Below are 25,472 nucleotides of genomic sequence, written 5' to 3' on the forward strand. Positions count from 1 at the left end.
GGTATCCCTTCCCGATCTGGTGTCGCGAAATTGTTTTTCGCAATCTTGTATGGCGCACCCTTAGGGGCGCACCACCGTTTAAGTCTTAAGTTGGCCAGCGGCCATTTGGGCCACTTTCAGGTTGCCGCATCGCTAAGTCGCGCGATGGTCTCATCCCTGCCAAGCACCAGCATCATGTCATAAACTGACGGTGTAACCGCGCGTCCGGCGAGGGCGGCACGTAGCGGTCCTGCTAGTTTGCCAAATTTGGTATCTTTGCTTGAGGCAAACTCGTTCAGAGCCTGCTCTAACGTTTCCTTATCCCAGCTAACAGTTTGCAGATGCGGCGTCAATTCTCCCAGTATACCGCGGGATACCGGATCAAGATGTTTTGAGGCCTTTTCATCTGGCGATATTGGGCGGCTGACCAGCGCAAATTCAGCCTTTTCAAGGAGTTCTGGAAAGGTTTTGGCGCGTTCCTTGAGGCAGTACATCGCAGCTTCAAGACCTTGTGATTGCCGTTGGGTCAACGCAGGTTGCCCTGCGGCTGCTAGATATTCCTGCGCTTCGTGCCGCAGTGCAGCGTCATCAGCGGCGGCAATCTGCTGGCCTGAAATGTTTTCTAGTTTTTTGAGGTCGAACTGCGCGGGACTTTTGCGAATACCGTCCAGATCGAACCACTCACGGGCCTGCGCGTCGCTGAAAAACTCGTCATCGCCGTGGCTCCAGCCTAACCGCGCGAGGTAGTTGCGCATGCCAGCCGCGGGATAGCCCATGGCCTGATACTCCTGAGCGCCAAGTGCGCCGTGGCGTTTGCTGAGTTTCTTACCATCGGATCCGTGGATCAGCGGGATATGCGCCCAGACGGGTACGTCCCAGCCCATACCGTGATAGATCATCATCTGACGCGCGGCGTTGTTGAGGTGATCATCTCCGCGGATCACATGTGTGACGCCCATATCATGGTCGTCCACCACCACCGCCAGCATGTATACAGGTGTGCCATCGGACCTAAGCAGCACCATATCATCGAGCTGATCGTTGCCAATGGTCACGTCGCCTTGAACAGCATCGCGGATCACGGTTGTTCCTGTCAGCGGTGCTTTGATGCGGATAACAAATGGCGCGTCTGGGTGGGTGGCTGGATCTGCGTCGCGCCACGGCGAGCGGTAGAGAGTGCTGCGCCCTTCGGCCCGTGCCGCCTCGCGGAAAGCCGCGATTTCATCTTGGCTGGCAAAACACTTGTAAGCGGCTCCCGTGCTCAACAGCTCCTGTGCGACGGCTGCGTGGCGCGGGGCGTTGTCAAATTGACTGACGATGTCACCGTCATGATCAAGGCCAAGCCAAGCCAACCCTTGCAGGATAGCCGCAGTTGCCTCGGGGGTGGATCGCGCGCGATCCGTGTCTTCAATGCGCAACAGAAACTTGCCGCCATGACCCCGTGCAAAAAGCCAGTTGAACAGCGCAGTGCGCGCCCCCCCGATATGTAAAAAACCAGTAGGGGATGGAGCGAAACGGGTAACGACAGGAGCAGTCATGTGGCAACGATACCTTTGCATTTAGGGGCCAGTCCCAACCGCTTCTGCTTTGTGAAAAGCGATGTTTACCATTTGGTAACCAACGGGAGATTAGGTTTGTCGCCTGTCTAAACAGTGCAGCAACCGGGGGCAAGCATGGGCCTGCGCCATATGTTCTTGATGCAACGCGGCGCGCTTTTCGGTTGGGTACCTGTGTGTCTTGCTGTCGGCATCGGCACGTTTTTTAACCTCACCTGGGAGCCCTCCCCGCCGTTGTTGATCGGCTTGGCCGCAGCGGCGCTTTTAGCAATGATTGCTGGGCGCTTTTCGGGTGAACTGCTTGGCCCCGTGTTTGTGGCGATTGGTCTGGTCGTGGCGGGTTTCGTATTGGCTGGCGTGCGCACCAATTCCGTTGCGGAGCCTGTGTTGGGTTGGCGGTATTACGGGCCCGTTGAAGGGCGCATCATCGCGATTGATCGCAGCCAATCTGACGCGTTACGCCTAACGCTGGACCGGGTTGTGCTGGCCCGCGTAGGGCCCGACAAAACGCCGGCCCGCGTGCGTATATCACTGCACGGCGACCGTAGTGATGACATCGCGGCAGAGCCGGGGTTGCGGGTCATGACAACAGGGCATCTGTCACCGCCGTCTGGCCCGGTAGAACCCGATGGTTTCGATTTCCAGCGTCATGCTTGGTTTGTCCAACTGGGTGCCGTTGGCTATACTCGTGTGCCTTTGATGGGCATCGAACGTGCGCAACAGGGGCAGGCGGGCCTTGCTGTCTTTCGTATCCGCATGGCGGCTTCTGCCCGTATCCAAGCGGTGTTGCCGGGCGACATTGGTGGATTTGCAGCAGCCATCACAACGGGCGACCGAAGCGCCATGAGCGCTTCAGCACTCGATGCGCTTAGGGCCAGTAATCTTGCGCATTTATTGGCGATTTCTGGATTGCACATGGGGTTGCTCTCAGGCGTGGTTTTTGCGGGCCTGCGGATCTTGTTTGCCCTAATCCCTTACGTGGCCTTGCGCATGCCGGCCCGCAGTATGGCGGCGGGTGGTGCATTGATCGCGTCCGCAGGATACCTCGCGCTGTCGGGCGGCAATGTCTCGACCGAGCGCGCGTTCATCATGGTTGCTGTCGCATTATGCGCGCTGATGCTGGGGCGGCGCGCAATCAGCCTGCGGGCCGTCGCGATTGCTGCGATCATTGTGCTGGTGCTGCGCCCAGAAGCGTTGATGGGTCCCGGTTTTCAAATGTCCTTTGCTGCGACCACGGCGTTGGTTGCCGTCTTTGGCTGGCTGCGCGATGCCGATCTGCCGCTGGGTCCTGCATGGCTTCGGCCCGTGATCGGTGTGGTCATGTCGTCTGCCATTGCTGGGTTTGCGACGGCTCCGATTGCTGCCGCGCATTTCAATGCATTCGCCCAATACGGGCTCATTGCTAATGTGGTCAGCGTCCCGTTGATGGGGGTGTTGGTGATCCCGGCCGCGGTGGTTGCCGTGGTGTTGGCACCCTTGGGGCTTGAGTTTATCGGCTTGCAGTTCATGAGGCTTGGGCTGCGCTGGATCCTTTGGGTGGCGCATGGGGTGGCCGGTTGGGATGGTGCGCGCAGCTATGTTGTGGGGCCGGGGCCGTGGGTGTTGCCGCTGTTAACGCTGGGGTTTTTGTTCGCGGTGCTGTGGCAAGGCCGTCTGCGGTGGGCCGGTGGTGTCGCAATCGCGCTGAGTTTCGTGCTGTGGCAGGGGGCCACCAGGCCTGCTCTTTTGATCGCAGATACGGGCACATTGGTAGGGGTGATGACTGCCCAAGGCCGCGCCCTGAGCAAGCCAAAAGGTGCGGGTTTCGTTGCACGTAACTGGTTGGAGAATGATGGCGACGGCAGTGATCAACTGGCCGCGGCAGCGCGCTGGAAGCTAGGGGCGCTTGGCGACGTGGAGGTGATCCACCTCTCTGGCAAACGCGCAGCCGCCAAGCTGGCACGCTGTGGCAAGGGCCAAATCGTGGTTGCATCCGTGGCGTGGGAGGGGGCTCAGGGCAAGGGCTGTACATTGTTTGAGCCGGACGCATTGCGTGAAACGGGATCAATCGCGTTCATCATGCAAGACGGCGCGTTGATCAAGCGTACGTCGCGTGCAGCCGTTGGTGACCGACTTTGGACCAACTGGCCCAAAGCGCGCCGTACCAAACGTGTCGCATCAAAGGATCAATAGGACCTAATCAACCCAACCAAACGACCCTGTACCTTGACCTGATCTGCGTTAAAGACCCGCGTCTCATAGGCGGGGTTTGCCGCCTCAAGCGCGATGGAGCGGCCTTTGCGCTTAAACCGCTTCAGCGTGGCTTCGTGATCTTCAACCAATGCGACAACAATATCGCCGTCATCAGCCACTGAAGTTTCGCGAATGACTACAACGTCACCGTCGTTGATCCCGGCCTCGATCATCGAATCGCCTTTGACTTCGAGTGCATAATGCTCGCCAGAGCCTGACAGCATCGCACCCGGTACGGCCACGGAATGGGACTGCTGATTGATCGCTTCAATCGGCACACCGGCGGCGATCCGGCCCATCATCGGCAACTCAACTGAGCTGGCCATAATCATCTGTGCGGAGGGCGGAGGCGGTGCATCAGGACGATCGCCTTCGATTACGCGTGGGGTAAAGCCAACTGTTGCTTCACCGCCAAGGCTTTCGGGTAATTTCACGACTTCAATTGCGCGCGCTCTGTGCGCAAGACGGCGGATAAACCCGCGTTCCTCTAGTGCTGTGATAAGGCGGTGGATGCCAGATTTCGACCGTAGATCAAGGGCTTCTTTCATTTCGTCAAAGCTGGGCGGAACGCCGTCGCGCTGAACGCGTTTGTGAATGAAAGCCAGAAGATCGAGTTGTTTTTTGGTGAGCACGGTCGTTCCCTTCGCCTGTCAAAGTTAACCTTTGTTCTAGGGATGTTCCCGTTTTGTGTCAACCTTTAAGGCTAGTTCCTAGATATCGATGACTTGGACCATTTCGCCGATCTCTCGCGCAGGATCATCAATTGGCCGCACCATTAGCACATCGGCTGTGGCCAAGATGCTGAGCAGGCTGCTGTCTTGTTGGCTCTCAGGGTGGACTTGCCCGTCCTGAAGCTGCGCGCGCATGTAGTGTTCGCGCGGACCATTTGCAGGAATGGCCCTGGCCAACGGTACGCTGCGGCGCAAAGCGGGCTCGGTGGCAAGTCCCAGCATCAACCGGATCATTGGGCCCAGAAACACAGTGCCACATACCATTGCTGAGACGGGATTACCGGGCAGCCCAACCATTGCCGCGTCCCCCAACCGACCCGCCATCAGCGGTTTTCCGGGACGCATGGCAACTTTATAAAACGCCTGTTCCATTCCGAGTTTCGCTGCAACTGGTGCTACGAGGTCGTGATCGCCAACGGACGCGCCGCCAATGGTCACAATAAGATCGGCACCCTTTGCCAACCCAAACGCCTGAATCAAAGCGGCTTCGGTATCAGCGGCAATCGGCAACATCCGCGCGGTGGCGCCAATACCCTCAACCATCGCGGCCAAGCCATAGCTGTTGGAGGCGATGATTTGATCTGGGCCGGGGGTTTCACCGGGCTGCACCAATTCATCCCCGGTGGCCAAAATCGCAACGATTGGTTTGCGGGTCACAGGCACGGTGGCAATGTTCATGGCCGCCAAAAGGGCGATATCAGCAGGGCGCAGCAGCCGGGGGGCCGTCATCAATTCACCTGCGGAGAAATCACCACCTGCGGGGCGAATATTGTCCTTTGTACCGACTCGGTGGCCCAAAGTGATCAGGTCGCCACGCCGTGTCACATCTTCTTGAATAATAATGAAATCAGCGCCTTGCGGCATAGGAGCGCCAGTAAAGATACGGACAGCCTGACCCGCGCGCATCGTGCCTTCAAAGCGGTGCCCGGCTGCGGCTTCGCCGATAACCTTGAACATCGCATCAGGCTCAACTTCGGCGCGCCGCACTGCATACCCATCCATTGAGGATGCCGCGAAGGGCGGCTGGGTACGTGTAGCGGCAACATCGCGGGCCAAAACCCGACCTGATGCTTCGCGCAGCGGAACATTTTCGACGTCTAACGGCGATACAAGTGAAAACAGCTGATCGAGGGCCTGCGAGACGGTGATCATGTCGCCACGTAGCGGCCAGATTTCCCACCGTCTTTAAGTGTGACATGTAGGCCGTTGATTTCCATATTTTTATCGACGGCTTTGCACATGTCATAAACGGTAAGTGCGGCGACAGACGCGGCCGTTAACGCTTCCATTTCGACCCCGGTTTGGCCTGTCGTCTTGACCGTTGCGACAATCCGGATACCGGGAAGTTCTGGATCAGGGGTTAGATCGACGCTGACCTTGGTGATGGGGAGCGGGTGACACAGCGGGATCAGATCAGAGGTTCGCTTGGCTGCCATGATCCCAGCAAGGCGTGCGACGCCCAGCACATCACCCTTTTTGGCGCGTCCTTCGGTAATGATATCAAAGGTTTCGCGGTGCATTTTGATGTGGTTTTCAGCCGTGGCAATCCGCGCAGTGATGTCCTTGTCAGACACATCCACCATATGCGCGTGGCCGTCTCCGTCAAAATGGGTCAGTGCCATCACATACCTCCAGCGTTAAGAGGGTTGGCCAGCAAATCATGGGTCGCTTTCGCAACGTCTGCTTGTCGCATCAAACTTTCGCCAATCAAGAATGTGCGCGCCCCGTATAGCGCCATGTCAGCAAGGTCTTTGGGGACAAACAAGCCGCTTTCGCAAACGATAATCCGGTCGGCGGGGACTTCTTTTGCGAGCGTGCGGGTCACATCCAAAGAGGTCTCGAAGGTATTGAGATTTCGGTTGTTTATGCCGATCATCCTGCTTTTAAGCCTTGCGGCACGGACCAGCTCTTCGGCGTTATGAACCTCGATCAGGGCGTCCATGCCCCACTGGGTTGCGGCGTCTTCAAGCTCGGCAGCCTGGGCGTCAGAAACCGAAGCCATGATGATCAAAATGCAATCGGCCCCAAGGGCACGCGCTTCGGCAACCTGATAGGTGTCATAGAGGAAATCTTTACGCAGAACCGGCAGGGTGCAGGCCTCACGGGCCTCAACAAGAAAGGATTTTGCCCCCTGAAAACTTGGGGTGTCGGTCAAAACCGAAAGACATGTCGCACCGCCTTCTTGGTAGGCCGCAGCAAGGGTCGCTGGGTCGAAATCTTCGCGGATCAGACCTTTTGACGGGCTGGCCTTTTTGATCTCGGCAATGAGGCCGTAACCTTCGCGAGACGCGTTAAACAACGCATCTGCAAAGGGGCGCACTGGCGATGCGGCCTTTGCGTCGGCTTCAATCACCTCGATCGGCTTTTCAGCCTTTGCAGCAGCGATTTCTTCGAGCTTATAGGCTTTGATTTTGTCGAGAATGGTCTGTGTCATTGGGCCTCCGGGTCGGTCCAGTTTATGACGGGCTGGCCTTGGGCGTGCAACCACGCATTGGTGCGGCTAAAGGGTCTTGCCCCAAAGAACCCGCGCCGCGCCGACAAGGGTGACGGATGCGCGGTCTCGATTTTGAGGTTTGTCATGGGGTCGACCTGTGATGCGGCCGCCTGTGCAGGTTTACCCCAAAGTAGATATGCCCGCGGCCCGTCGGCCAATCGCATTAGGATTTGTGCCGTCAAAGCCTGCCATCCCAGGGCTTTGCGTCCTTGGGGTGTACCCGCAGGAACGGTGAGCACCGTGTTCAATAGGAGTACACCTTGATCTGCCCAGAACCGCAGATCCGCGTGACGGGGCGCGTCCCCGATGTCATCCCGCATTTCTTTGAAGATGTTAGATAATGATCGCGGCAAAGGTTTGGTGTTTGCATCCGCGGAGAAAGAAAACCCGTGAGCATGGCCGGGCGTTGGGTAGGGGTCTTGGCCCAAAATAACAACGCGCACCTTATGCGGGGGCGTCCGCGCAAGCGCTGCAAAGACTTGATCTTGGGGCGGCAAAAACGCCTTATCGTCCAGATGCGCTTCGATGGCGGGCAGGGTGTCCGCAAAAAAGGGCAGGTCGCTCCAAGCGCCAAGTTGATCTAGATCAAAGCGCATCAACCTGCTTGGGTAATGCGCGCGACGGCTGTGATTTTGTCGCGAGCGGCACCAGAATCAATGCTGGCGCGGGCCATCTCTACACCGGCTTTGAGATCAGGGGCTGCATCCGCCACAACCAAAGCCGCTGCGGAATTGAGCAACACAGCATCGCGGTAGGCTGACGGCGTTCCGTCAAGCAGTGCATTGAAATCACGCGCATTTTCTTCAGGAGTGCCGCCAATGATCGCCTCGAAAGGGTGGACCGGCAGGCCTGCTTCTTCGGGATGCACTTCGAAGTCGCGGACACTGCTGTCTTGCTCGAGTGCTGCCACCCAGCTTATGCCGGTGATCGTCAATTCGTCCGTCCCATCGGAGCCGTGAACCAACCATGCGCGCTCTGATCCCAATTGCCCCAGCGTCTCGGCCATGGGGCGTATAAGATCACGTGAAAACGCGCCGGTAAGCTGGCGTTTGACGCCTGCAGGGTTGGTGAGTGGCCCAAGGATGTTGAAAATTGTGCGCGTCCCGAGTTCAGAGCGCGTGGGCATGACATGGGCAATCGCGGGGTGGTGCATGGGGGCCATCATGAAACCGATACCCGCCTCAGCGAGGGCTGCTTCAACCACCTTGGGACCAACCATGACCCTGAGGCCCATTTGGGTCAGCGCGTCGGCGGCGCCTGATTTTGAACTGAGGTTGCGGTTGCCGTGTTTGGCCACCACGACGCCAGCGCCTGCCACGACAAAAGCCGTCGCGGTTGAGATATTAAGCGTGCCTTTGCCGTCGCCCCCGGTGCCAACGATGTCCATCGCCCCCTCAGGCGCGTGAACCTTGTGGCATTTGGCGCGCATCACGGCGGCTGCGGCGGCGTATTCATCGACCGTTTCGCCGCGCGTGCGCAAAGCCATCAGCAATCCGCCGATCTGGCTGGGGGTTGCTTCGCCGTCAAACAGGATTTCGAAGGCGGCCATGGCTTGCACGCGTGTCAGCGGGCCGTTGGCTGCGGCATCAATCAGGGGCTTGAGGGCGTCACTCATGCTGGAACCTTCATTTCGTTTAGGAAGTTTTGGAGCAGAGCGTGGCCATGCTCTGACCGGATCGATTCGGGGTGAAATTGTACCCCATGCAGCGGCAAATTGCGGTGCTGCAGGCCCATAATGGTGCCGTCTTCAAGGGTTGCGGTCACCTCAAGGCAGTCCGGCAAGCTGTCCGCATCAACAACCAAGGAGTGGTAACGCGTGGCAGCAAAGGGGCTGGGCAGGTCTGCAAACACACCTTTTCCGTGGTGAATGATATGCCCCATCTTGCCGTGCACGATGTCTTTGGCACGGATTACTCTACCACCGAATGCCTGTCCCAGCGTTTGATGACCCAAGCATACGCCCAATAAAGGCAGCTGTGCATCTGCGGCTGCGTGCGTCATTTCAAGGCAAATGCCGGCTTGATCAGGGTCACAAGGACCTGGCGACAGCACGATCCCCGCAGGGTTCAGCGCCATCGCATCTTGCGCTGTGATCGCGTCATTTCGGTAGACAGTAACATCAGCACCAAGCGTGCCGAGATAATGCACCAAATTATAGGTGAAACTGTCGTAGTTATCTATCAGCAGCAACATTCAGCTAACTTCGCATTAGGACTAGAGGTAACCCGCCGGAACGGGGTATAGATCGGAGCTACATGGTCAGGCTTGGCCGCGCTCGTCAAGAGGCGGGGGAAAGCCGGGACAGAGCAGGACGAAGGACAGGCAGCATGGCGCGCGGCGTACTCAGTGGAATGATCTTTGGGGCGGTGGCAAGTCTGGGGGTCGCAGGGGCGATCTCTGTACTGGTGCCTGTGGCACCTCCTACCCCAGCACCTCAGGTGCCCGAAACGGCGCCGGAACAGGCCGCTGCATCTGATGCGGTGCCGCAGGATGTGCCCGCAACACCGCCACAAGATGAGGCGGTGATTGAACCGCGCGAAACGCCGCAAGCGCTGCAAACCCCGACAGACACAGCCACGTCGCCCCTCGATGTTGAGGGTGGGTTAGGGACGCAGGCGCCGAAACCACAGACTGGTGTGGTGGATGGCCTTGGCACACCGCAGTCTATTGCACAGAGCGCAGCAGCTCAGCCTGAGGATGATGCGCCAGTGTTGCCAAACCCGCAGGCCTTGGCCCCGATGGAGCCCTTGCAAGAAGACCAACTCCCGCTGGATACCGAGCCTGCAGCAAAAGCGGTACCCCCAGTTGCCGAGGTCGTCGAAACGCCAGTTGCGGAATCAGATTCAGAAAAAACTGAAGAAGTGCCTGAAGCGGATGCCGTTGTGCCCGAAGCCGTCGCTGAGGTTGATACGCCAGTCACCGAGCCGGTTGAAACCACCGAAGTGCAACCGGTTGAAGAGCCACAGGCCGACCCCGACCTAGACGTCGCGGACGTGCCGCAGGCTGACGCGCCATCACCCCAAGCACCGGCTGAAGAGGTGGCAGAGCTACAAGATACGCAAACACCCGAGGACCAAGCCGTGTCCGGGGGGCCGCGCATTGGCAAACCTGCGACCAGCCTTTTGGCGCGCGACAGTGGCATTCAGGTAAATCGGCCCGAAGCTGAGGATGCTGCCGCTGTGGTCGTTGCTGGCGCCGCAGATGCCGCTGAGCCGGCCCTGCCAACCACCGTGACGCCGCAGGCACCTGCGGTTGATTCAAATCTCCCTATTCACCGCTATGCCCAAGTATTTGATAATCCAGAGCAAAAACCACTCATGGGCATTGTGCTGATTGATCATGGTTTTGATCTGGACGCAGGCGGCATTGGATTGCCCGCGTTGGGCAGCTTTCCTTATCCGCTCAGTTTTGCAGTAGATGCGAGCCTGCCGGACGCCGTTGCGCGGATGACGCGGTACCGCGAAGAAGGCTTCGAAGTGCTGGCGATGATCGACCTGCCCGAAGGCGCACAGCCCGTTGATGTTGAAACCAACCTTGCGGTGATGTTGCCACGTATGGCCGAAGTCGTTGGTGTTCTAGAGGGCACGGGCACCGGTTTTCCCGATCAGCGCGAAGCCACGGACCAAGTGGCCGCTGTTTTGGCGCAAACCGGGCATGGGCTGATCACGCAGGCGCAAGGCCTGAACACGGCTGCCACGCTGGCGCGCAAACAAGGGGTGCCTGCGGTGGCGGTGTTCCGTGATTTTGACGGCAAAGATCAAAGCGCCAAGGTGATCCGTCGTTTTCTGGATCAGGCCGCTTTTAAGGCAAGCCAAGAAGGCGGTGTGATCATGCTGGGTCGCTTGCGCCCTGAAACGATCAAGGCGCTGTTGGTTTGGGGGCTTGCCGATCGTGCGTCTCAGGTGGCACTGGCTCCGGTATCGGCGGTTCTGACGCAGAACTAGCGGTTCAAATAATCTCGTCTTCGTCAAAAAGCGGATCATCCGAGAGTTGCTCGGCCATTTCTTCGACAGTGTCGGGATCGGCGCGCGGGGCAAGCTTGGCCAAGTGAAACACTGCATCGCCTTCGTTGACGATCGGCAACGTTGCTCGGCCAATCAGAATGCCTGCGTTGGGCGCGATGATATCGGTTTCGGATTTGCCCATCGGGTCAGATACGCTGGCCAGCACGTCACCTTCAGCGACCATCTCGCCCTCAGCCCGGAAGATGCGCAGCAGCCCGCCCACAGGCGCGCGCAGCCAGCTTGATGCCGCACAGATATGCGAGGGCGTGCGCGATGTGGCGATGCCCTTGGCGGCAAGCATACCCTCGGCCAGCATCACACGCAGGATGCCTGCAAGACCGGCACGTACGGCCATTTCATCAAAGCGCAGCCCTTCGCCCGCCTCAAAAAGCAGCACAGGCGTGCCCTTGGCGGCCGCCACGCCGCGCAACGAGCCATCGCGCAAAGATGAGGTGAGAATCACAGGCGCGCCAAAAGCTTTTGCCATGCGGTGGGTGACCGGATCAGACGGAGAAATACGCAGTTGCGGAAGGTTGGTTCGGTGGATCGCAGCAGAATGTAGGTCAATGCCAAACGCGCAGCGCAGTACAACTTCGTTCAGGAAAATATATGCCAAACGTGCACCAAGTGATCCCGATGGATGGCCGGGAAAACACCGGTTGAGATCTCGGCGGTCGGGCAGATAGCGCGACTGGTTGAGAAAGCCGAATGAGTTGACCACTGGGACGACCAAAAGTGTGCCGCGCAGGCTGGCCAATTGCGGGGCGCGCAACACGCGGCGCACAATCTCGACCCCGATGACTTCGTTGCCATGGACCGCGGCGCTGATAAACATCACGGGGCCTGGGCGCTTGCCATGAATGACCTCAACCGACAGGGTCACGGGCGTATGATCTGGGAGGTTCGATACCGGCAGGTTGACGGTCTGGCGGGTGCCGGGGGCGACAGTTATGCCTGCGATCTCAAAACCGGTTGGCATCAGCCGTTGCCCGAACCGCCAAAGCGCGCTGCGTCTTCGGCTGCGCGGCGAATGGCACCGGATTTATGCACGGTCTCCATGAACTCCGCTTCGGGGTCGCTGTCATAAACAACACCGCCGCCAGCTTGGATATAAAGCGTTTCGTCTTTGATCACCGCTGTGCGCAGGGCGATACACATGTCCATGTCGCCGCCTGCGCTGAAATAGCCAACACCGCCGCCGTAAAGGCCGCGCTTTTCTGGCTCCAGCTCGTCGATAATCTGCATGGCGCGGACTTTGGGCGCACCAGAGACGGTGCCTGCAGGCATACCTGCAAAAAACGCATCCAAGGAGTCTTTGCCTTCGGCAAGTTCGCCTACCACGTTGGAGACGATATGCATGACATGCGAATACCGTTCGACGATGAATTCTTCGGTTGGGCGTACGGTTCCGATTTTGGCAACGCGACCCACATCGTTGCGGCCCAAATCAAACAACATCAAATGTTCGGCCAGCTCTTTTTCGTCACTCAAAAGGTCCGCTTCTAAGGCACGGTCTTCTTCGGGTGTGGCACCACGAGGGCGGGTGCCTGCAATGGGGCGAATAGTAACTTCATTGCCAAACACACGGACAAGGATTTCCGGGCTGGCGCCGACAACATGAAAGCCGCCGAAGTTGAAATAGAACATGAAGGGCGAGGGGTTCGTACGCCGCAAGGATCGGTACAGCGCGAAGGGCGGTTGCGCAAAAGGCTGCGCCCAACGTTGTGACGGGACCACCTGAAAGATATCGCCCGCGCGGATGTATTCTTGGGCATCGCGCACGGCCTGTTTGTAGCCGTCGCGGGTGAAATTGCTGACGGGCTCTGGAACAGCCGCGGCGTCGCCTAAATCACGCGAGGACGCTGCGGGGCTGCGCTCGAGATCACGCACGGCATCCATCACGCGCTCAGCCGCTTGCGCATAGGCGGCGCGGGCAGTTTGGCCTTCGGTGACCCACGCAGGGGACACGACCGTAACGTCGCCTTTGACACCGTCCAGCACGGCCACCACGGACGGGCGCAACATCAGCGCATCGGGCAGGCCAAGCGGGTCGGGATTAATGTTTGGAAGATGTTCTACCAATCGGATCATATCGTAACCGAGATAGCCAAAAAGGCCTGCGGCAGCCTGCGGTAAACCGTCAGGCAGATCGATCTTTGAGGCATCTATCAGGTCGCGCAAAGCATCGAGAGGATCGCCCGCAATTGGCTCAAACGCATCCGGGTCATAGCGCGCGGCCCGGTTGACCTCGGACGTGGTGCCACGGCAGCGCCAGATCAGGTCGGGTTTCATCCCAATGATCGAATAGCGCCCACGCACCTCGCCGCCGGTGACTGATTCCAGCATGAACGCGTTTTCCGCAGCCCCGCTGAGCTTGAGCATCAATGAAACAGGCGTATCAAGATCCGCGGCCAGCCGGGTGTAGACAACCTGATGTTCACCCGCAGCATAGCGGGCAGCGAAGCTTTCAAAAGATGGGTTCAGCGCCATGGCTACTGGAAGTTCACGTTCACGGCTTGCACAGCGCGTTGGTCGATTTCTTGGCCTGCGCGCAAGATCGTGTCATTTGCGTAGACGGTGAACAGGGCTTGGGCCAACGCCGCGTTTTGTTGTGTGGCGAGGCTGTCGAGCAAAGCCGCGCTTTCGGCGTTTTGTTCCGCAGCTTCAATCCCATCAAGCCGCACGATTACAACGGTATCGTCACCCGGCAAGACGCGTAGATCACCTGGTGCCATCTCAAACACGGATGCCATGAAAGCGGTTGGTGTGCCATTTACGAAGGCACTGCGGTTTTGGCCTTCTTCAACCACAGCATCGAGGCCCAGTTCGGTCATATCAGTGCCTGCTTGGATCTGAGGCAGCAGTTCTTCGGCTTGTGCAGTCAGGCGGGTCAGGATTTGCTGAGTGCGCACCGCGGCGGCAATGTCGTCGGTGACCGCTTCAAAAGGGGCAGGGCGCGGGGGCAGTTCTTCGTCCAGACGCATGGCAAATATGCCGCCGTCTTCAAGTTGGCGGATTTTCGGGAAATCATTGAGGGACACGCCCGCGGCGGCCTCGCGGAAATCGCCATAAGCGGCCAGCCCGTCGCTACTTTGTGGGGTCCAATCGATCTGACCCAAAGTCATGTCGGTTTCTTCAGCCAGTTGTTCCAGCGTTGCACCGCCAGCAAGGCGATCGTCAAAATCTTCAGCCTGCGCCTCGACCAGACGGACAGCGCGATCGGCTGCAAGGATATCACGCAGCTGCGGTTCGGCCTCTTCAAAGGTGACGTAGAGTGCAGGCAAAACGGCGTTGACCCGGAAAAGTGCGGGTCCCAGATCGCTTGGCAGGGGGCCGACAACATCGCCAACTTGGGCTGAAAAGACATCCAAACCGGCAGCGCCTAATTCTTGCTGACCCATATCGCCCAGATCAATATCAGAGAGGTTCAATCCACGCTCTTGGACCAGTGCTTCAAAAGTGGTGCCGTCGACCTCAAGATTGGCAGCGGCCTGATTGGCGGTCTCTTGATCGGAGAACACAAGACGTTCTACCAGACGGCGCTCGGGCTGTTGGAATTGGTCGATACGCGTATCAAATTCGCGGCGCAGTTCTTCTTGGGTCAGGTCCACTTGGTCAATCAGATCATCCGGGCTGAGCACAACATAGGTGAGTTGTTTGGTCTCAGGCAGGGTGAAATCATCGCCATTTGCGTCGAAATAGGCTTGCAGATCAGCTTGGCTGGGGGCGCTTAGAGGGGGATCCATCATAGTCTCGTCCAGCAGACCCCATGTGAAACTGCGGGTTTCACCGACGTAATTCACCAGCGTGCGCGCGAAGGTCTGAGGCATCTCAACCCCACCAAGGATCGCGTCTTGCAACAGCGTGCGGGCGGTGTCTTCGCGCAGGGTTTCTTCAAATTCTTTCTCGTTCAGGCCGGCCTGACGCAGGGTCTGGGCATAGCCTTCACGGTCAAATGAGCCGTCAATGCCTTGAAACCCTGGGATTTCGAGGATGCGTTCACGCAAGATCTCGTCGCCAATGGAAAGGCCCATCTGCGAAGTTTCATGATCCAGTGCGCGGTCGCGTACCAGCCGCTGGATCACGGCACGGTCCAGGCCGATTTGCTGGGCCTGGGCAAACGTGACCGATTGGCCGGTTTGTTGGCTGATTGCGCGCATTTCTTGCTGCATTTCGCGGAAGTAGCGGTCCACAGTGATGGTCTTTTCGCCGACCGTGCCAATGAGCCGAGCGTTGCCTGACAGGTCAACGGCCCCAAAGCCAGCCAGACCTAAGATCAAAAGGCCAAGCAGCACCCAAACGGCGGTTTTAGAAAAGCTCATTCCTTTGGCCATGTGGGCCCCCTTTTTTCGCGTTTCGCACTGTCTATGCGTTGACGGTTCGCGGGGCAAGACCTGCTATTTTGGGGGCTTCAGCCCGGCAAGGCGGTCAAAGAGCACGCCAAGCCCTGCCGCATCCAAATTGGCGAAGGCCAGTCTGATTTGTGAGGCACCGCTGACATCGCCTTGCGGGCAAAACATGGTGCCGGGCAGGCACAGAATTCCAGCATCGCGGACCAGTGCAGGGGCCAAATCGGCGCTGCTGATGTCGAAGGGATGTTGCAGATAGGCAAAGTATCCGCCAAGGCCCAGAAGCTTCCAACCGTGAGTTTCAATGCGCGGCATCAGCTGTGTAATTGTGGCGCGGCGTGACAGGATTTCGTCGCGCTCTGATGCCAGCCATTGACCAAGGTTCTCCAGGCCCCAAAGGGCGGCATGCTGCCCGATCTGGCCGGGGCAGATGGCAACAGTGTCTAGGAATTTCTCAACCTCGGCCAAGCGTTCGGCACTTGTGATCAAGGCTCCGACACGGTGTCCGGTCAGGCGGTAGGCCTTGGAGAAAGAGTAAAGGTGGATCAGAGTGTCGTGCCAGTCTGGATCTTGGAAAAGGGGATGGGCAGGGCCGGAGTGGCTGTGAAAGTCGCGGTATGTCTCATCCACGATCAGCGAGATGCCGCGGCTGCGCGCCAGATCAAAGAACGCTTGCACCAGATCGGCGGGATATTCGACACCGCATGGATTGTTGGGTGTGACCAGTGAAATGGCGCGGGTGCGGGGTGTTATCAGGGCGGCGGCCTGAGCAGGATCGGGCAGCATCTCAGGACCGGCAGGAAGAGCGACTGCGTTAACACCCGCCATATCGAGCCACATTTTATGATTGAAATACCACGGGGTCGGCAGAATGACCTCGTCCCCTTCGGCGCAAAGCGACGCGATGGCGGCCGCAAATGCCTGATTACACCCCGAGGTGATGGCAACTTGGCCCCCAGTGACGGTGCCGCCGTAGAGGGACTGTGTGGTGGCGGCCAAAGCATCGCGCAACTCGGGCAACCCCAAGACAGGCCCATAAAGATGCACATCATCACGGGTCAGGGCGACATCTGCCATCACCTGCCGCAAAGCGGGCGGCGGCGGATCAACGGGAGCTGCTTGGCTCACGTTGATCAACGGCCGATCCGCAGGATGGGTCACGCCGTCAAGCCAGCGGCGCGCTTCCATCACAGGCGGGGGAAAGGTAGCGGCGGTGCGGGTCAGCGACATGATGGCTCCGGTTTGGGCGTTTTGGACTGGCTTCAGTCCTTGCCGCGGTAAGGTTCAACATATTGCAGCGCCATGTCCCATGGAAAAAAGATCCAAGTGTCTTGGCTGACTTCGGTGATGAACGTGTCGACCTGCGGGCGACCTGAGGGTTTTGCGTAGACTGTTGCAAAATGTGCGTTCGGGTACATTGCGCGGACGACCTCAAGGGTTTTACCACTGTCGACCAGATCGTCGATGATCAAGATACCAGTTCCGTCCCCCATCAGGTCTGCATCCGGTGCCTTGAGCACTTTGGCTTCAGATTGTTCCTGGTGGTCGTAGGATTTGATCGAAATGGTGTCGACAGTGCGAATGTCGAGTTCGCGTGCGGCAATCATTGCCGGGGCCATGCCACCGCGGGTGATGGCAACAACGGCGCGCCATGCACCGTTGTCGGGGCCTTTACCGTCAAGCCGCCAGGCAAGCGCCCGGCTGTCGCGGTGGATTTGGTCCCAGCTGATGTGAAAACCCTTTTCGTGGGGCAAACGGCCCGGATCTTTGGTCGCGTCAGTCATAGGATTTACCTTTGCAGCAGAAGTTTGAGGCCTAAACCACCCAGCAACAGGGCGGCGGCACGGTCGATATGAGGTTTCACACGCAGATAGCGGGTCCGCGCTACCGGGGCACTTAGAACAAAGGCGCAGCCTGTGTAGAAGAGAATTTCCAGCGTAAAGTGATTAAGCACCACTGTCGCTATTTCCGCGCCCGTCAGGTTGGGTGGGAAGACCACCACCAGAACGGCAGCGGCGAATAGCACAGATTTGGGATTGCCGAGGTTAACCAGAAATCCGTCGATAAAGGCGCGGCCTTGTGCTTTGGGGGCCGCAGTGACGGGCTGTTTTGCCCCACGCCATGTCATCACGGCGAGGTAGATAAGGTAAGCCGCACCACCGATTTTTAGGGCTGCGAAGGCCCAAGGGAACAGCGCAAAGATAGCATCCATGCCCACAAGGGCCGCGAGCGTCCAAAGACTCGCCATTGTCGCAAGGCCAAGTCCCGTCGCGATGCCTGCGCGCCTGCCGCCTGATACGCTGGCACGCACAGCCATCAAAAACGCAGCGCCGGGGCTAAGGATCGACACGATCAGCACGGCGTTGAAGGCGATGAGCTGCTCAAATGTCATGTCGCGGCGCCCTGTTAATCTTTGCTCATGTCAGGCGCGTCGACGGCCTTCATGCCCACCACATGATATCCTGCGTCCACATGCAGGTTTTCGCCGGTGGTGCCGCTGCCGAGATCACTGAGCAGGAAGAGCGCTGCCTTGCCCACTTCATCAGTGGTCACGTTGCGGCGCAGGGGAGAGTTGTATTCGTTCCACTTCATAATGTAGCGAAAGTCGCCGATCCCCGATGCGGCCAATGTCTTGATCGGACCGGCGCTGATGGCGTTCACGCGAATGCCGTCTTTGCCCAGATCTTCGGCGAGGTATTTGACGCTCGCCTCCAACGCGGCCTTGGCCACGCCCATGACATTATAATGTGGCATCACCTTTTCCGCGCCATAATAGGTCAGCGTCAGGCACGAACCGCCTGGGTTCATCATCTTTTCGGCGCGCTGCACGACGGCGGTAAAGGAATAGACTGAGATATCCATAGACATCGCGAAATTTGAACGGCTGGTGTCGACGTAGCGGCCACGTAATTCGTTTTTGTCAGAGAAGCCGATGGCATGAACGATGAAATCAAGAGTGCCCCAACGCTCTTTCAAGCTGTCGAAAAGCGCATCAACCGATGCTTCATCCCCAACATCGCAGGGCAGAACAATGTCACTCCCTAGTTGAGCGGCAAGCGGGCCAACCCGCTTTTTTAGAGCGTCGCCTTGATAAGAAAAGGCCAGTTCGGCACCTGCATCGGCAAGATGCCGCGCAATGCCCCAGGCGATCGACTTGTCATTCGCCAAGCCCATGATAAGCCCACGTTTTCCAGCCATTAGGTTGTTTGACACACGCAGACTCCAAAATATCCTACAATTGCTGACGGTTTAGGACATTGCAGAGGGCGCATCAAGGCGGCAGAATCGCGATGGGCGATAACTCAACCCACGGGATATTGCTCATGGTGGTTAAAAGGCGATGCCTAAGAGGGCAAAACGAACGAAAGAGTTGTTGGGTTATGCACAATGCTGTAGCTCTAACAGAAGAACGATCCACCGTAAAACCCGTGCCAAAAAGGCCAAAGGAGGGGGCGATGACGACACGAACAGGCATTTTCGCCGGCGAAAATCCTTTTGATCTGGCGCATAGTTGGCTCAAAGAAGCCGAAGCGGCAGAGCCAAATGATGCCAATGCGGTCGCGCTGTCGACGGTTGATGCTGAAGGTATGCCCAATGCGCGTGTCGTATTGCTCAAAGACATCGAGCAAGATGGCTTTGTTTTTTACACCAATTACGAGAGTGCCAAGGCGCAAGAACTTGATGCTTCAGGTCGGGCTGCGTTTGTGATGCACTGGAAATCTCTGCGCCGCCAAGTGCGGGCGCGGGGTCTGATAACGCGCGAAGACGGCCCGCAGGCCGACGCGTACTACAAATCACGTTCGCTCAAGAGCCGTTTGGGGGCTTGGGCGTCGCGTCAAAGCCGTCCGCTGGAGAGCCGTGAAGTACTGCTTGAAGAAGTAGATAGAATTAGCGCCGAGAAAGGCACCGATCCTGAGAGGCCCCCATTCTGGGGTGGTTTCCGTCTGACCCCGCTTGAGATAGAGTTCTGGGCGGATGGCGAGGCGCGCTTGCATGATCGATTTCGATGGCGGCGTGAAGCACCTGGCGCACCGTGGACGGTGCACCGACTAAATCCGTAAAGGTTACTGAGTAAATGTTTGTTCCGAATTTGTTTCCCGACCCTCTAATATGTGACGATGATCCTGTGACAGATACCCAAGAGACGAATAATGAGCCTTCCCGCGTTGAGGGTATTGTAAAATGGTTTGATCCCCTGAAGGGATTCGGTTTTGTTGTCTCTAACGAGGGCGGGCCGGACATTCTTTTGCACGTCAATGTGCTGCGCAATTTTGGGCAAAGTTCCGTCACAGATGGTGCGCGGGTCGAATTGATGAGCCAGACGACCGATCGCGGCGTTCAGGCTACCGAAGTTTTGTCGATCACCCCGCCGGATAGTTCGCAGATTACACCCTTGAGCGATATTGTGGGGCTGGATTCCGAAGCAGTGGCACTAGCTCCGATGGAGCCTGCGCGGGTCAAATGGTTCGACAAGAGCAAGGGATTCGGTTTTGCCAACATATTTGGCAAACGCGAAGATGTCTTTTTGCACATCGAAGTACTGAGGCTGTCTGGTCTGGCGGATTTGCAGCCTGGCGAGGCGCTTGCGATGCGTGTCATTGACGGAAAACGGGGCCGTATGGCGGCTGAGGTGCGGGCATGGGAAACGATCTACACAGACGAGGACGAGGCCACTGGCGCGGACCTGGACGCGGGCGAATCCGACGCAGGCTAAGCCTTGCCGTTGTATTTGCAGTTCTTTGGGCTGGAAACGCCGCTGCACAAGAGTGCCGCCCCGATACCGTGCAGTTGCGTGGTGACTGGGGGCAGGCGCGATTCACCGTAGAGATAGCTGATGACCGCGAGGAGCGCGCCCAAGGGCTGATGCACCGTACCAGCATGCCGTCGAGCGCTGGGATGCTCTTTATTTATGAAGAGCCCCAGCGGCTGTCGTTCTGGATGCGGAACACGCTTATTGAGCTGGATATGTTGTTTATCGACGAACACGGCGTTGTGCGCCACATCCACCACCGGGCACAGCCGTTGGATGAAACGCCTATTGCGGGTGGAGAGGGGCTGATTGCCGTGCTTGAAATCGGTGGCGGTTTGGCGCGCCGAATGGGCATCACAGAGGGCAGTTCGTTGCGTCATCCTGCCTTTGCGAAGAGCACGCCGGCATGGCCATGTTAGACTATGTGAGATTTGTGCTTTCCAATCCCGAAGACAGGCGATAAAGAACCCTCAGTCGGGGCGTGGCGCAGCCTGGTAGCGCACCTGTTTTGGGTACAGGGGGTCGGAAGTTCGAATCTTCTCGCCCCGACCACTTTCAAGATCATATCTACATCTTGTGGGACTTCCTTGCCTTCGGGCAAGGAAGCCACAATCTGTGGTTTGCGCATCCTAACCCATTTGAGTGGAAAACCGAAAAAATCTGCGGTGCCGTGGTTTTTTTGCAGCAACTACTTTTGCGCGAAAATTAATCAATATTAACGTTCATGGTTGAGCATGGCCTCACTCAAGACACGCGTTGCATCGGGTAAGTCGCAAGGATTATTTGCTTTTCCCCGCTCATAGTACTGCCACCGCGTGACGTTTCTGCGTTGGCGTTAATACTATGAATCACACGAGGCCGTGAACGGCACATCCAAGGCCCATGGGTCAACCCAGAATATGTGAAAAAAAAGTGAAAAAATTCGTTGACCGGGTAGGGGTTGGTACGCCAGTTTGTGCAAGTCGATGATACCGCCACAAGATGTAGTGTGGAAAACAATGAGGGCGGATCAGGCAACAGGGCAGGCAGACGATCATACTTTGACGTTCTGATGTGGTTCGCGCTGAGTTTTTCGGGGCGTAGGACAGCATGTTTGTGGCTGTTGCGGGGCAATTGAGTGGGCTGCATGCAATGACATGCTGCACAAAGTGATAAACTGCTGGATGTGAGGCGCTGTTAAAATGAAAATTGAACGGAAATTTACCAAGCTCGGACAGGACGCTTACGCGGATCTGGATTTTGTGAAAACCGTGTCCGAAATTCGCAATCCCGATGGATCCATTGTGTTCCACCTTGATGGTGTCGAAGTCCCGAGCAGCTGGAGCCAGGTCGCCTCTGATGTGATCGCTCAGAAATATTTCCGGAAAGCTGGCGTGCCGACTCGCCTCAAGAAAGTCAAAGAAAAGGGCGTGCCAGAATTCCTGTGGCGCTCTGTTCCTGATGATGGGGCCGTGATGGGCGGCGAGACGTCGTCCAAGCAGGTTTTTGATCGGTTGGCAGGTGCTTGGGCGTACTGGGGTTGGAAAGGTGGGTATTTCACCACCGAAGCCGATGCCCAAGCGTATTACGACGAAATGCGCCACATGTTGGCCAGCCAGCGCGCGGCCCCGAATTCTCCACAGTGGTTCAACACAGGTTTGCACTGGGCTTACGGCATCGACGGGCCAGCGCAGGGCCACTACTATGTTGATTTCAAGACACAAAAACTGACACGCTCAAAGTCGTCTTATGAGCATCCTCAGCCACACGCCTGCTTTATCCAGTCGGTTGCAGATGATCTGGTTGGCGATGGCGGCATCATGGATCTGTGGGTTCGTGAAGCACGTTTGTTCAAATACGGCTCTGGGACAGGCACCAACTTTTCCAGCCTGCGCGGTGCCGGAGAAAAATTGTCTGGTGGTGGTAAATCATCGGGCTTGATGGGTTTCTTGAAAATTGGCGATCGCGCTGCGGGTGCGATCAAATCAGGCGGCACCACGCGCCGTGCGGCGAAGATGGTCATTGTCGACGCGGACCACCCCGATATTGAGGATTTCATCAACTGGAAGGTGCTTGAAGAGCAAAAAGTGGCGTCCATCGTCGCTGGTTCCAAGATGCACGAGCAAAAGCTGAACTTGCTCTTTGCTGCGATCAAAGCTTGGGATGGTGCCGAAGAAGATGCCTATGACCCGGCCAAGAACGAGCAGCTTAAGCAGGCGGTTCGCGAAGCCAAAAAGGTCGCTATCCCAGAGACATACGTCAAGCGCGTGCTGGATTATGCCAAGCAGGGCCACACCAGCATCGAATTCCCGACATATGACACCGATTGGGACAGCGAGGCGTATAACTCCGTCTCTGGCCAAAACTCCAACAACTCGATCCGGGTGACAAACGGGTTCCTTAAAGCCGTCGAAAAAGACGCCGATTGGGAATTGCTGGACCGCACAACAGGCAAAGTATCCAAGACAATCCGGGCGCGTGATCTTTGGGCGCAGGTTGGCCATGCCGCATGGGCTTGTGCTGATCCGGGCATCCAATACCACGACACGGTTAATGACTGGCACACATGCCCCGAAGATGGCGCGATCCGTGGGTCAAACCCGTGTTCAGAATACATGTTCCTGGATGATACGGCCTGTAACCTTGCTTCAATGAACCTCCTAACGTTCTTGTCGGACGGTGAATTCCAAGTCGAAGACTATATGCATGCGTCGCGTCTTTGGACGGTCACGCTCGAAATCTCAGTGATGATGGCGCAGTTCCCATCAAAGGAGATCGCACAGCGTTCGTATGATTTCCGCACGCTGGGACTGGGGTATGCCAACATTGGCGGCCTGTTGATGAACATGGGCTTTTCTTATGACAGCGACGAGGGCCGCGCTCTTTGTGGTGCCCTGACTGCGATCATGACGGGCGTATCTTATGCGACCTCTGCCGAAATGGCGGGCGAGTTGGGGGCGTTCCCCGGCTATGTCAGTAACAGCGAACACATGCTGCGTGTTATCCGCAACCACCGCAACGCCGCGTATGGCGAGGCGAATGGCTATGAGGATCTATCGATCAAGCCGGTCCCATTGGATCACGGCAGTTGCCCGCAACCCGGTTTGGTTGATGTGGCAATGTCATGCTGGGACGAAGCGCTGAAACTGGGCGAGACACATGGATACCGCAACGCGCAGGTTTCTGTGATTGCGCCCACTGGGACCATTGGTCTGGTCATGGATTGCGACACGACCGGCATCGAGCCTGACTTTGCTTTGGTAAAGTTCAAGAAACTTGCCGGTGGCGGGTATTTCAAGATCATCAACCAGTCAGTGCCCGCGGCATTGGAAAAGCAGGGCTACGGTTCTGCGCAGATCGAAGAAATCGTCAGCTATGCGGTCGGTCACGGTAGCATCGGCAATGCCCCTGCGATCAACACCACCACGCTGATCGGTCACGGTTTTGGCCCTAATGAGTTGGCCAAGATCGAAGGTGCATTGGCGCAGGCCTTTGATATCCGCTTTGTTTTCAACCAGTGGACGCTGGGCGAGGAGTTCTGCACGCAGGTTCTTGGTATTCCTACGGCCAAGCTGAATGATCCGACCTTTGATTTGCTGAAATCCTTGGGCTTTAGCCGCGGCGATATTGAAGCGGCCAATGATCATGTATGTGGCACGATGACCCTTGAGGGCGCGCCGCACCTGAAAACTGAGCATTACAGCATCTTTGATTGTGCCAATGCCTGCGGGAAAAAGGGCAAGCGTTATCTCGGCGTTAACAGCCACATCTACATGATGGCTGCTGCGCAATCGTTCATCTCTGGTGCGATTTCCAAGACGATCAATATGCAAAACGACGCAACGATCGAAGATTGCCAGAAGGCCTATGAGCTAAGCTGGTCACTGGGTATCAAAGCCAACGCGCTCTACCGCGATGGGTCCAAACTGTCCCAGCCATTGGCTGCTGCACTGGTCGAAGATGACGACGAAGCGGCAGATATCCTAGAGAGCGGGACGATGCATGAAAAAGCAGTCGTTCTGGCGGAAAAGATCATTGAGAAGGTGATCGTCAAGGAGATCATCAAGTCACACCGCGAAAAGATGCCACAGCGTCGCAAGGGCTATACCCAAAAGGCGAACGTGGGTGGCCATAAGGTTTATCTGCGCACTGGCGAATACGAAGATGGCGCCTTGGGTGAAATCTTCATCGACATGCACAAAGAAGGTGCTGGCTTCCGTGCGATGATGAATAACTTTGCCATCGCGGTCAGCGTGGGTCTGCAATACGGCGTGCCGCTAGAGGAGTTCGTGGATGCGTTTACCTTCACCAAGTTCGAGCCCGCCGGCATGGTTCAAGGCAACGACAGCATCAAGAACGCGACGTCGATCCTTGACTATATCTTCCGCGAATTGGCGGTGAGCTATCTTGATCGTACTGATCTGGCGCATGTCCAACCCGAAGGGGCGACATTCGACACGCTGGGCCGTGGCGAAGAAGAAGGTGTGGCGAACATTTCTGAGATCAGTGAAAGCGCGGCGGCTAAGTCTTTGGAAGTGCTGAAGCAAATCACGTCGCCGGGATATCTGCGCAACCGTGTTCCTTCAAGCTTTACCGTGCTTCAAGGCGGTCAGGCTGCGATGAGCGATGTAGCATTGGCACCCGACGTGGCAGTTGGCGGCGGTGTGGCAGTTGCCATGGCATCGTCCACCTCCACCATGGTGGCCACGTCGATGGATAACCGCACCAAAGCCAAGATGCAGGGCTACGAGGGCGAAGCGTGCGGCGAATGCGGCAACTACACGCTGGTGCGTAACGGCACCTGCATGAAGTGCAACACCTGCGGCGGGACATCCGGCTGTAGCTGATACGGATTAGGGTGGGGCGCTTGATAAGCCACTCATAGTTTGTCCAAATGAGCGAATTTTGAGTGGTTTCACGAAGCATAGTTTGTCCAGAGTTCTGCAACCCTTTGTTAAGGTTGTATATAAATTTTTGGGGCTTCTGGGTGTAGCTGAAGCAATACGTGTCCCTGGGAAGGGGCGCGAGGGACTGGGCCGGTCTTACTGATCCGGCTTCCGACGAGGCAGGGTGAGACGAGACGCGACTTGAGTCCTTCTCATCCTACTACAGAGGCAGAGCGATTTGCCTTTGCTACACGGGGCGGGTGCGCTCGCCCCCGACGACGTTCAGGCCGCAGGCAAAAAATACCGAGCGGTTAACAAATTGAGCTTGAACGGCGAAACTTAACGGAGGGCTTCGGCTCTCCGTTTTTATTTTTCAGATATGTGATGCACAAGGGAGTTGAGGGCCATTTGGTAGTTTTGGTGCCCACTTCTATCTTTCGGTCGGCCCTTCTTTTGGTTCTGTACACAGTCGCTTGTAGGGTTTTGGCTGTGCTTTCCCGCTGTGCGGCGCA

The 25,472-nt window shown here is 57.3% G+C and carries 21 protein-coding genes and 1 tRNA gene; 7 read left to right on the forward strand and 15 right to left on the reverse strand.

Going from position 1 to position 25,472, the window contains the following annotated elements; genetic code table 11:
• Positions 1 to 116: 116 nt before the first annotated feature.
• Complete coding sequence (gene gltX, locus C1J03_RS09050; RefSeq protein WP_114885747.1) at positions 117 to 1,517, reverse strand: glutamate--tRNA ligase; 1,401 nt, start codon at positions 1,515 to 1,517, stop codon at positions 117 to 119.
• 135 nt (positions 1,518 to 1,652) lie between these two features.
• On the opposite strand from gltX, the gene C1J03_RS09055 reads away from it, so the two are divergent.
• Complete coding sequence (locus tag C1J03_RS09055) at positions 1,653 to 3,707, forward strand: ComEC/Rec2 family competence protein (RefSeq protein ID WP_114885749.1); 2,055 nt, start codon at positions 1,653 to 1,655, stop codon at positions 3,705 to 3,707.
• On the opposite strand, the gene lexA is transcribed toward C1J03_RS09055, so the two are convergent.
• The 7 genes from lexA to C1J03_RS09090 all read right to left on the reverse strand — a co-directional run bounded on the left by lexA (position 3,701) and on the right by C1J03_RS09090 (position 9,185).
• On the reverse strand, positions 3,701 to 4,399 hold the full coding sequence (gene lexA / locus C1J03_RS09060) for a transcriptional repressor LexA (protein WP_114885752.1): 699 nt from the start codon (positions 4,397 to 4,399) through the stop codon (positions 3,701 to 3,703). The genes C1J03_RS09055 and lexA overlap by 7 nt on opposite strands.
• Before the next feature lie 78 nt (positions 4,400 to 4,477).
• A complete protein-coding gene (locus tag C1J03_RS09065) occupies positions 4,478 to 5,650 on the reverse strand; it encodes a molybdopterin molybdotransferase MoeA (RefSeq protein WP_114885754.1) in 1,173 nt (390 codons plus the stop codon).
• On the reverse strand, positions 5,647 to 6,120 hold the full coding sequence (gene moaC, locus C1J03_RS09070; protein ID WP_114885756.1) for a cyclic pyranopterin monophosphate synthase MoaC: 474 nt from the start codon (positions 6,118 to 6,120) through the stop codon (positions 5,647 to 5,649). The genes C1J03_RS09065 and moaC overlap by 4 nt, the downstream gene beginning before the upstream one ends.
• Positions 6,120 to 6,932, reverse strand: a complete 813-nt coding sequence (gene trpC / locus C1J03_RS09075) for an indole-3-glycerol phosphate synthase TrpC (RefSeq protein WP_114885758.1) — start codon at positions 6,930 to 6,932, stop codon at positions 6,120 to 6,122. The genes moaC and trpC overlap by 1 nt, the downstream gene beginning before the upstream one ends.
• Entirely contained in the window at positions 6,929 to 7,588 is a 660-nt protein-coding gene (locus tag C1J03_RS09080; protein WP_114885760.1) for a uracil-DNA glycosylase, read from the reverse strand. Before C1J03_RS09080 ends, trpC begins: the two co-directional genes overlap by 4 nt.
• Positions 7,588 to 8,607 (reverse strand): anthranilate phosphoribosyltransferase, encoded by a 1,020-nt coding sequence (gene trpD / locus C1J03_RS09085; RefSeq protein ID WP_114885762.1) that lies wholly within the window; start codon positions 8,605 to 8,607, stop codon positions 7,588 to 7,590. Before trpD ends, C1J03_RS09080 begins: the two co-directional genes overlap by 1 nt.
• Positions 8,604 to 9,185, reverse strand: coding sequence for an anthranilate synthase component II (locus C1J03_RS09090; RefSeq protein ID WP_114885764.1), 582 nt, complete (start codon positions 9,183 to 9,185; stop codon positions 8,604 to 8,606). The genes trpD and C1J03_RS09090 overlap by 4 nt, the downstream gene beginning before the upstream one ends.
• A 134-nt stretch (positions 9,186 to 9,319) precedes the next feature.
• Between C1J03_RS09090 and C1J03_RS09095 the strand changes: the two genes are divergently transcribed.
• Positions 9,320 to 10,936, forward strand: a complete 1,617-nt coding sequence (locus tag C1J03_RS09095; RefSeq protein ID WP_114885766.1) for a divergent polysaccharide deacetylase family protein — start codon at positions 9,320 to 9,322, stop codon at positions 10,934 to 10,936.
• A 4-nt stretch (positions 10,937 to 10,940) separates the two neighbouring features.
• On the opposite strand, the gene C1J03_RS09100 is transcribed toward C1J03_RS09095, so the two are convergent.
• The 7 genes from C1J03_RS09100 to fabI all read right to left on the reverse strand — a co-directional run bounded on the left by C1J03_RS09100 (position 10,941) and on the right by fabI (position 18,558).
• Entirely contained in the window at positions 10,941 to 11,975 is a 1,035-nt protein-coding gene (locus C1J03_RS09100) for a succinylglutamate desuccinylase/aspartoacylase family protein (RefSeq protein WP_114885768.1), read from the reverse strand.
• Positions 11,975 to 13,486, reverse strand: a complete 1,512-nt coding sequence (trpE, locus tag C1J03_RS09105; RefSeq protein ID WP_114885770.1) for an anthranilate synthase component I — start codon at positions 13,484 to 13,486, stop codon at positions 11,975 to 11,977. Before trpE ends, C1J03_RS09100 begins: the two co-directional genes overlap by 1 nt.
• A gap of 2 nt (positions 13,487 to 13,488) precedes the next feature.
• Positions 13,489 to 15,330 carry a peptidyl-prolyl cis-trans isomerase gene (locus C1J03_RS09110; RefSeq protein WP_114885772.1) on the reverse strand — a complete coding sequence of 614 codons (1,842 nt, stop codon included), beginning with the start codon at positions 15,328 to 15,330 and terminating at the stop codon, positions 13,489 to 13,491.
• 63 nt (positions 15,331 to 15,393) lie between these two features.
• Positions 15,394 to 16,575, reverse strand: coding sequence for an aminotransferase (locus C1J03_RS09115; protein WP_114885774.1), 1,182 nt, complete (start codon positions 16,573 to 16,575; stop codon positions 15,394 to 15,396).
• 32 nt (positions 16,576 to 16,607) lie between these two features.
• On the reverse strand, positions 16,608 to 17,129 hold the full coding sequence (gpt, locus tag C1J03_RS09120; protein WP_114885776.1) for a xanthine phosphoribosyltransferase: 522 nt from the start codon (positions 17,127 to 17,129) through the stop codon (positions 16,608 to 16,610).
• Between the two features lie 5 nt (positions 17,130 to 17,134).
• Positions 17,135 to 17,737, reverse strand: a complete 603-nt coding sequence (locus tag C1J03_RS09125; protein WP_114885779.1) for a LysE family translocator — start codon at positions 17,735 to 17,737, stop codon at positions 17,135 to 17,137.
• Positions 17,738 to 17,751: 14 nt separating this feature from the next.
• On the reverse strand, positions 17,752 to 18,558 hold the full coding sequence (gene fabI / locus C1J03_RS09130) for an enoyl-ACP reductase FabI (protein ID WP_114885781.1): 807 nt from the start codon (positions 18,556 to 18,558) through the stop codon (positions 17,752 to 17,754).
• A gap of 242 nt (positions 18,559 to 18,800) precedes the next feature.
• Between fabI and pdxH the strand changes: the two genes are divergently transcribed.
• The 5 genes from pdxH to C1J03_RS09155 all read left to right on the forward strand — a co-directional run bounded on the left by pdxH (position 18,801) and on the right by C1J03_RS09155 (position 24,921).
• The gene (pdxH, locus tag C1J03_RS09135; protein WP_114885783.1) at positions 18,801 to 19,406 is read left to right on the forward strand and encodes a pyridoxamine 5'-phosphate oxidase; all 606 of its coding nucleotides are present in this window, start codon (positions 18,801 to 18,803) and stop codon (positions 19,404 to 19,406) included.
• A 14-nt stretch (positions 19,407 to 19,420) separates the two neighbouring features.
• Entirely contained in the window at positions 19,421 to 20,059 is a 639-nt protein-coding gene (locus tag C1J03_RS09140) for a cold-shock protein (protein WP_174234453.1), read from the forward strand.
• Entirely contained in the window at positions 19,984 to 20,514 is a 531-nt protein-coding gene (locus C1J03_RS09145; RefSeq protein ID WP_114885785.1) for a DUF192 domain-containing protein, read from the forward strand. Before C1J03_RS09140 ends, C1J03_RS09145 begins: the two co-directional genes overlap by 76 nt.
• A 56-nt stretch (positions 20,515 to 20,570) precedes the next feature.
• Positions 20,571 to 20,647: transfer RNA gene (locus C1J03_RS09150), tRNA-Pro, on the forward strand.
• Between the two features lie 629 nt (positions 20,648 to 21,276).
• The gene (locus C1J03_RS09155) at positions 21,277 to 24,921 is read left to right on the forward strand and encodes a vitamin B12-dependent ribonucleotide reductase (RefSeq protein ID WP_114885787.1); all 3,645 of its coding nucleotides are present in this window, start codon (positions 21,277 to 21,279) and stop codon (positions 24,919 to 24,921) included.
• Positions 24,922 to 25,472: the final 551 nt, after the last annotated feature.

The organism is Sulfitobacter sp. SK012 (assembly GCF_003352085.1).
Classification (GTDB): domain Bacteria; phylum Pseudomonadota; class Alphaproteobacteria; order Rhodobacterales; family Rhodobacteraceae; genus Sulfitobacter.

Coding starts and splice junctions, on each gene's coding strand:
- pdxH (WP_114885783.1), top strand. CDS start 18,801: ATGACGACACGAACAGGCATTTTCGCCGGCGAAAATCCTTTTGATCTG.
- C1J03_RS09125 (WP_114885779.1), bottom strand. CDS start 17,737: ATGACATTTGAGCAGCTCATCGCCTTCAACGCCGTGCTGATCGTGTCG.
- C1J03_RS09080 (WP_114885760.1), bottom strand. CDS start 7,588: ATGCGCTTTGATCTAGATCAACTTGGCGCTTGGAGCGACCTGCCCTTT.
- C1J03_RS09110 (WP_114885772.1), bottom strand. CDS start 15,330: ATGGCCAAAGGAATGAGCTTTTCTAAAACCGCCGTTTGGGTGCTGCTT.
- C1J03_RS09065 (WP_114885754.1), bottom strand. CDS start 5,650: ATGATCACCGTCTCGCAGGCCCTCGATCAGCTGTTTTCACTTGTATCG.
- C1J03_RS09155 (WP_114885787.1), top strand. CDS start 21,277: ATGAAAATTGAACGGAAATTTACCAAGCTCGGACAGGACGCTTACGCG.
- gltX (WP_114885747.1), bottom strand. CDS start 1,517: ATGACTGCTCCTGTCGTTACCCGTTTCGCTCCATCCCCTACTGGTTTT.
- C1J03_RS09055 (WP_114885749.1), top strand. CDS start 1,653: ATGGGCCTGCGCCATATGTTCTTGATGCAACGCGGCGCGCTTTTCGGT.
- moaC (WP_114885756.1), bottom strand. CDS start 6,120: ATGGCACTGACCCATTTTGACGGAGACGGCCACGCGCATATGGTGGAT.
- trpD (WP_114885762.1), bottom strand. CDS start 8,607: ATGAGTGACGCCCTCAAGCCCCTGATTGATGCCGCAGCCAACGGCCCG.
- C1J03_RS09090 (WP_114885764.1), bottom strand. CDS start 9,185: ATGTTGCTGCTGATAGATAACTACGACAGTTTCACCTATAATTTGGTG.
- C1J03_RS09115 (WP_114885774.1), bottom strand. CDS start 16,575: ATGTCGCTGACCCGCACCGCCGCTACCTTTCCCCCGCCTGTGATGGAA.
- C1J03_RS09100 (WP_114885768.1), bottom strand. CDS start 11,975: ATGCCAACCGGTTTTGAGATCGCAGGCATAACTGTCGCCCCCGGCACC.
- C1J03_RS09095 (WP_114885766.1), top strand. CDS start 9,320: ATGGCGCGCGGCGTACTCAGTGGAATGATCTTTGGGGCGGTGGCAAGT.
- C1J03_RS09145 (WP_114885785.1), top strand. CDS start 19,984: ATGGGAAACGATCTACACAGACGAGGACGAGGCCACTGGCGCGGACCT.
- trpE (WP_114885770.1), bottom strand. CDS start 13,486: ATGGCGCTGAACCCATCTTTTGAAAGCTTCGCTGCCCGCTATGCTGCG.
- C1J03_RS09140 (WP_174234453.1), top strand. CDS start 19,421: ATGTTTGTTCCGAATTTGTTTCCCGACCCTCTAATATGTGACGATGAT.
- gpt (WP_114885776.1), bottom strand. CDS start 17,129: ATGACTGACGCGACCAAAGATCCGGGCCGTTTGCCCCACGAAAAGGGT.
- trpC (WP_114885758.1), bottom strand. CDS start 6,932: ATGACACAGACCATTCTCGACAAAATCAAAGCCTATAAGCTCGAAGAA.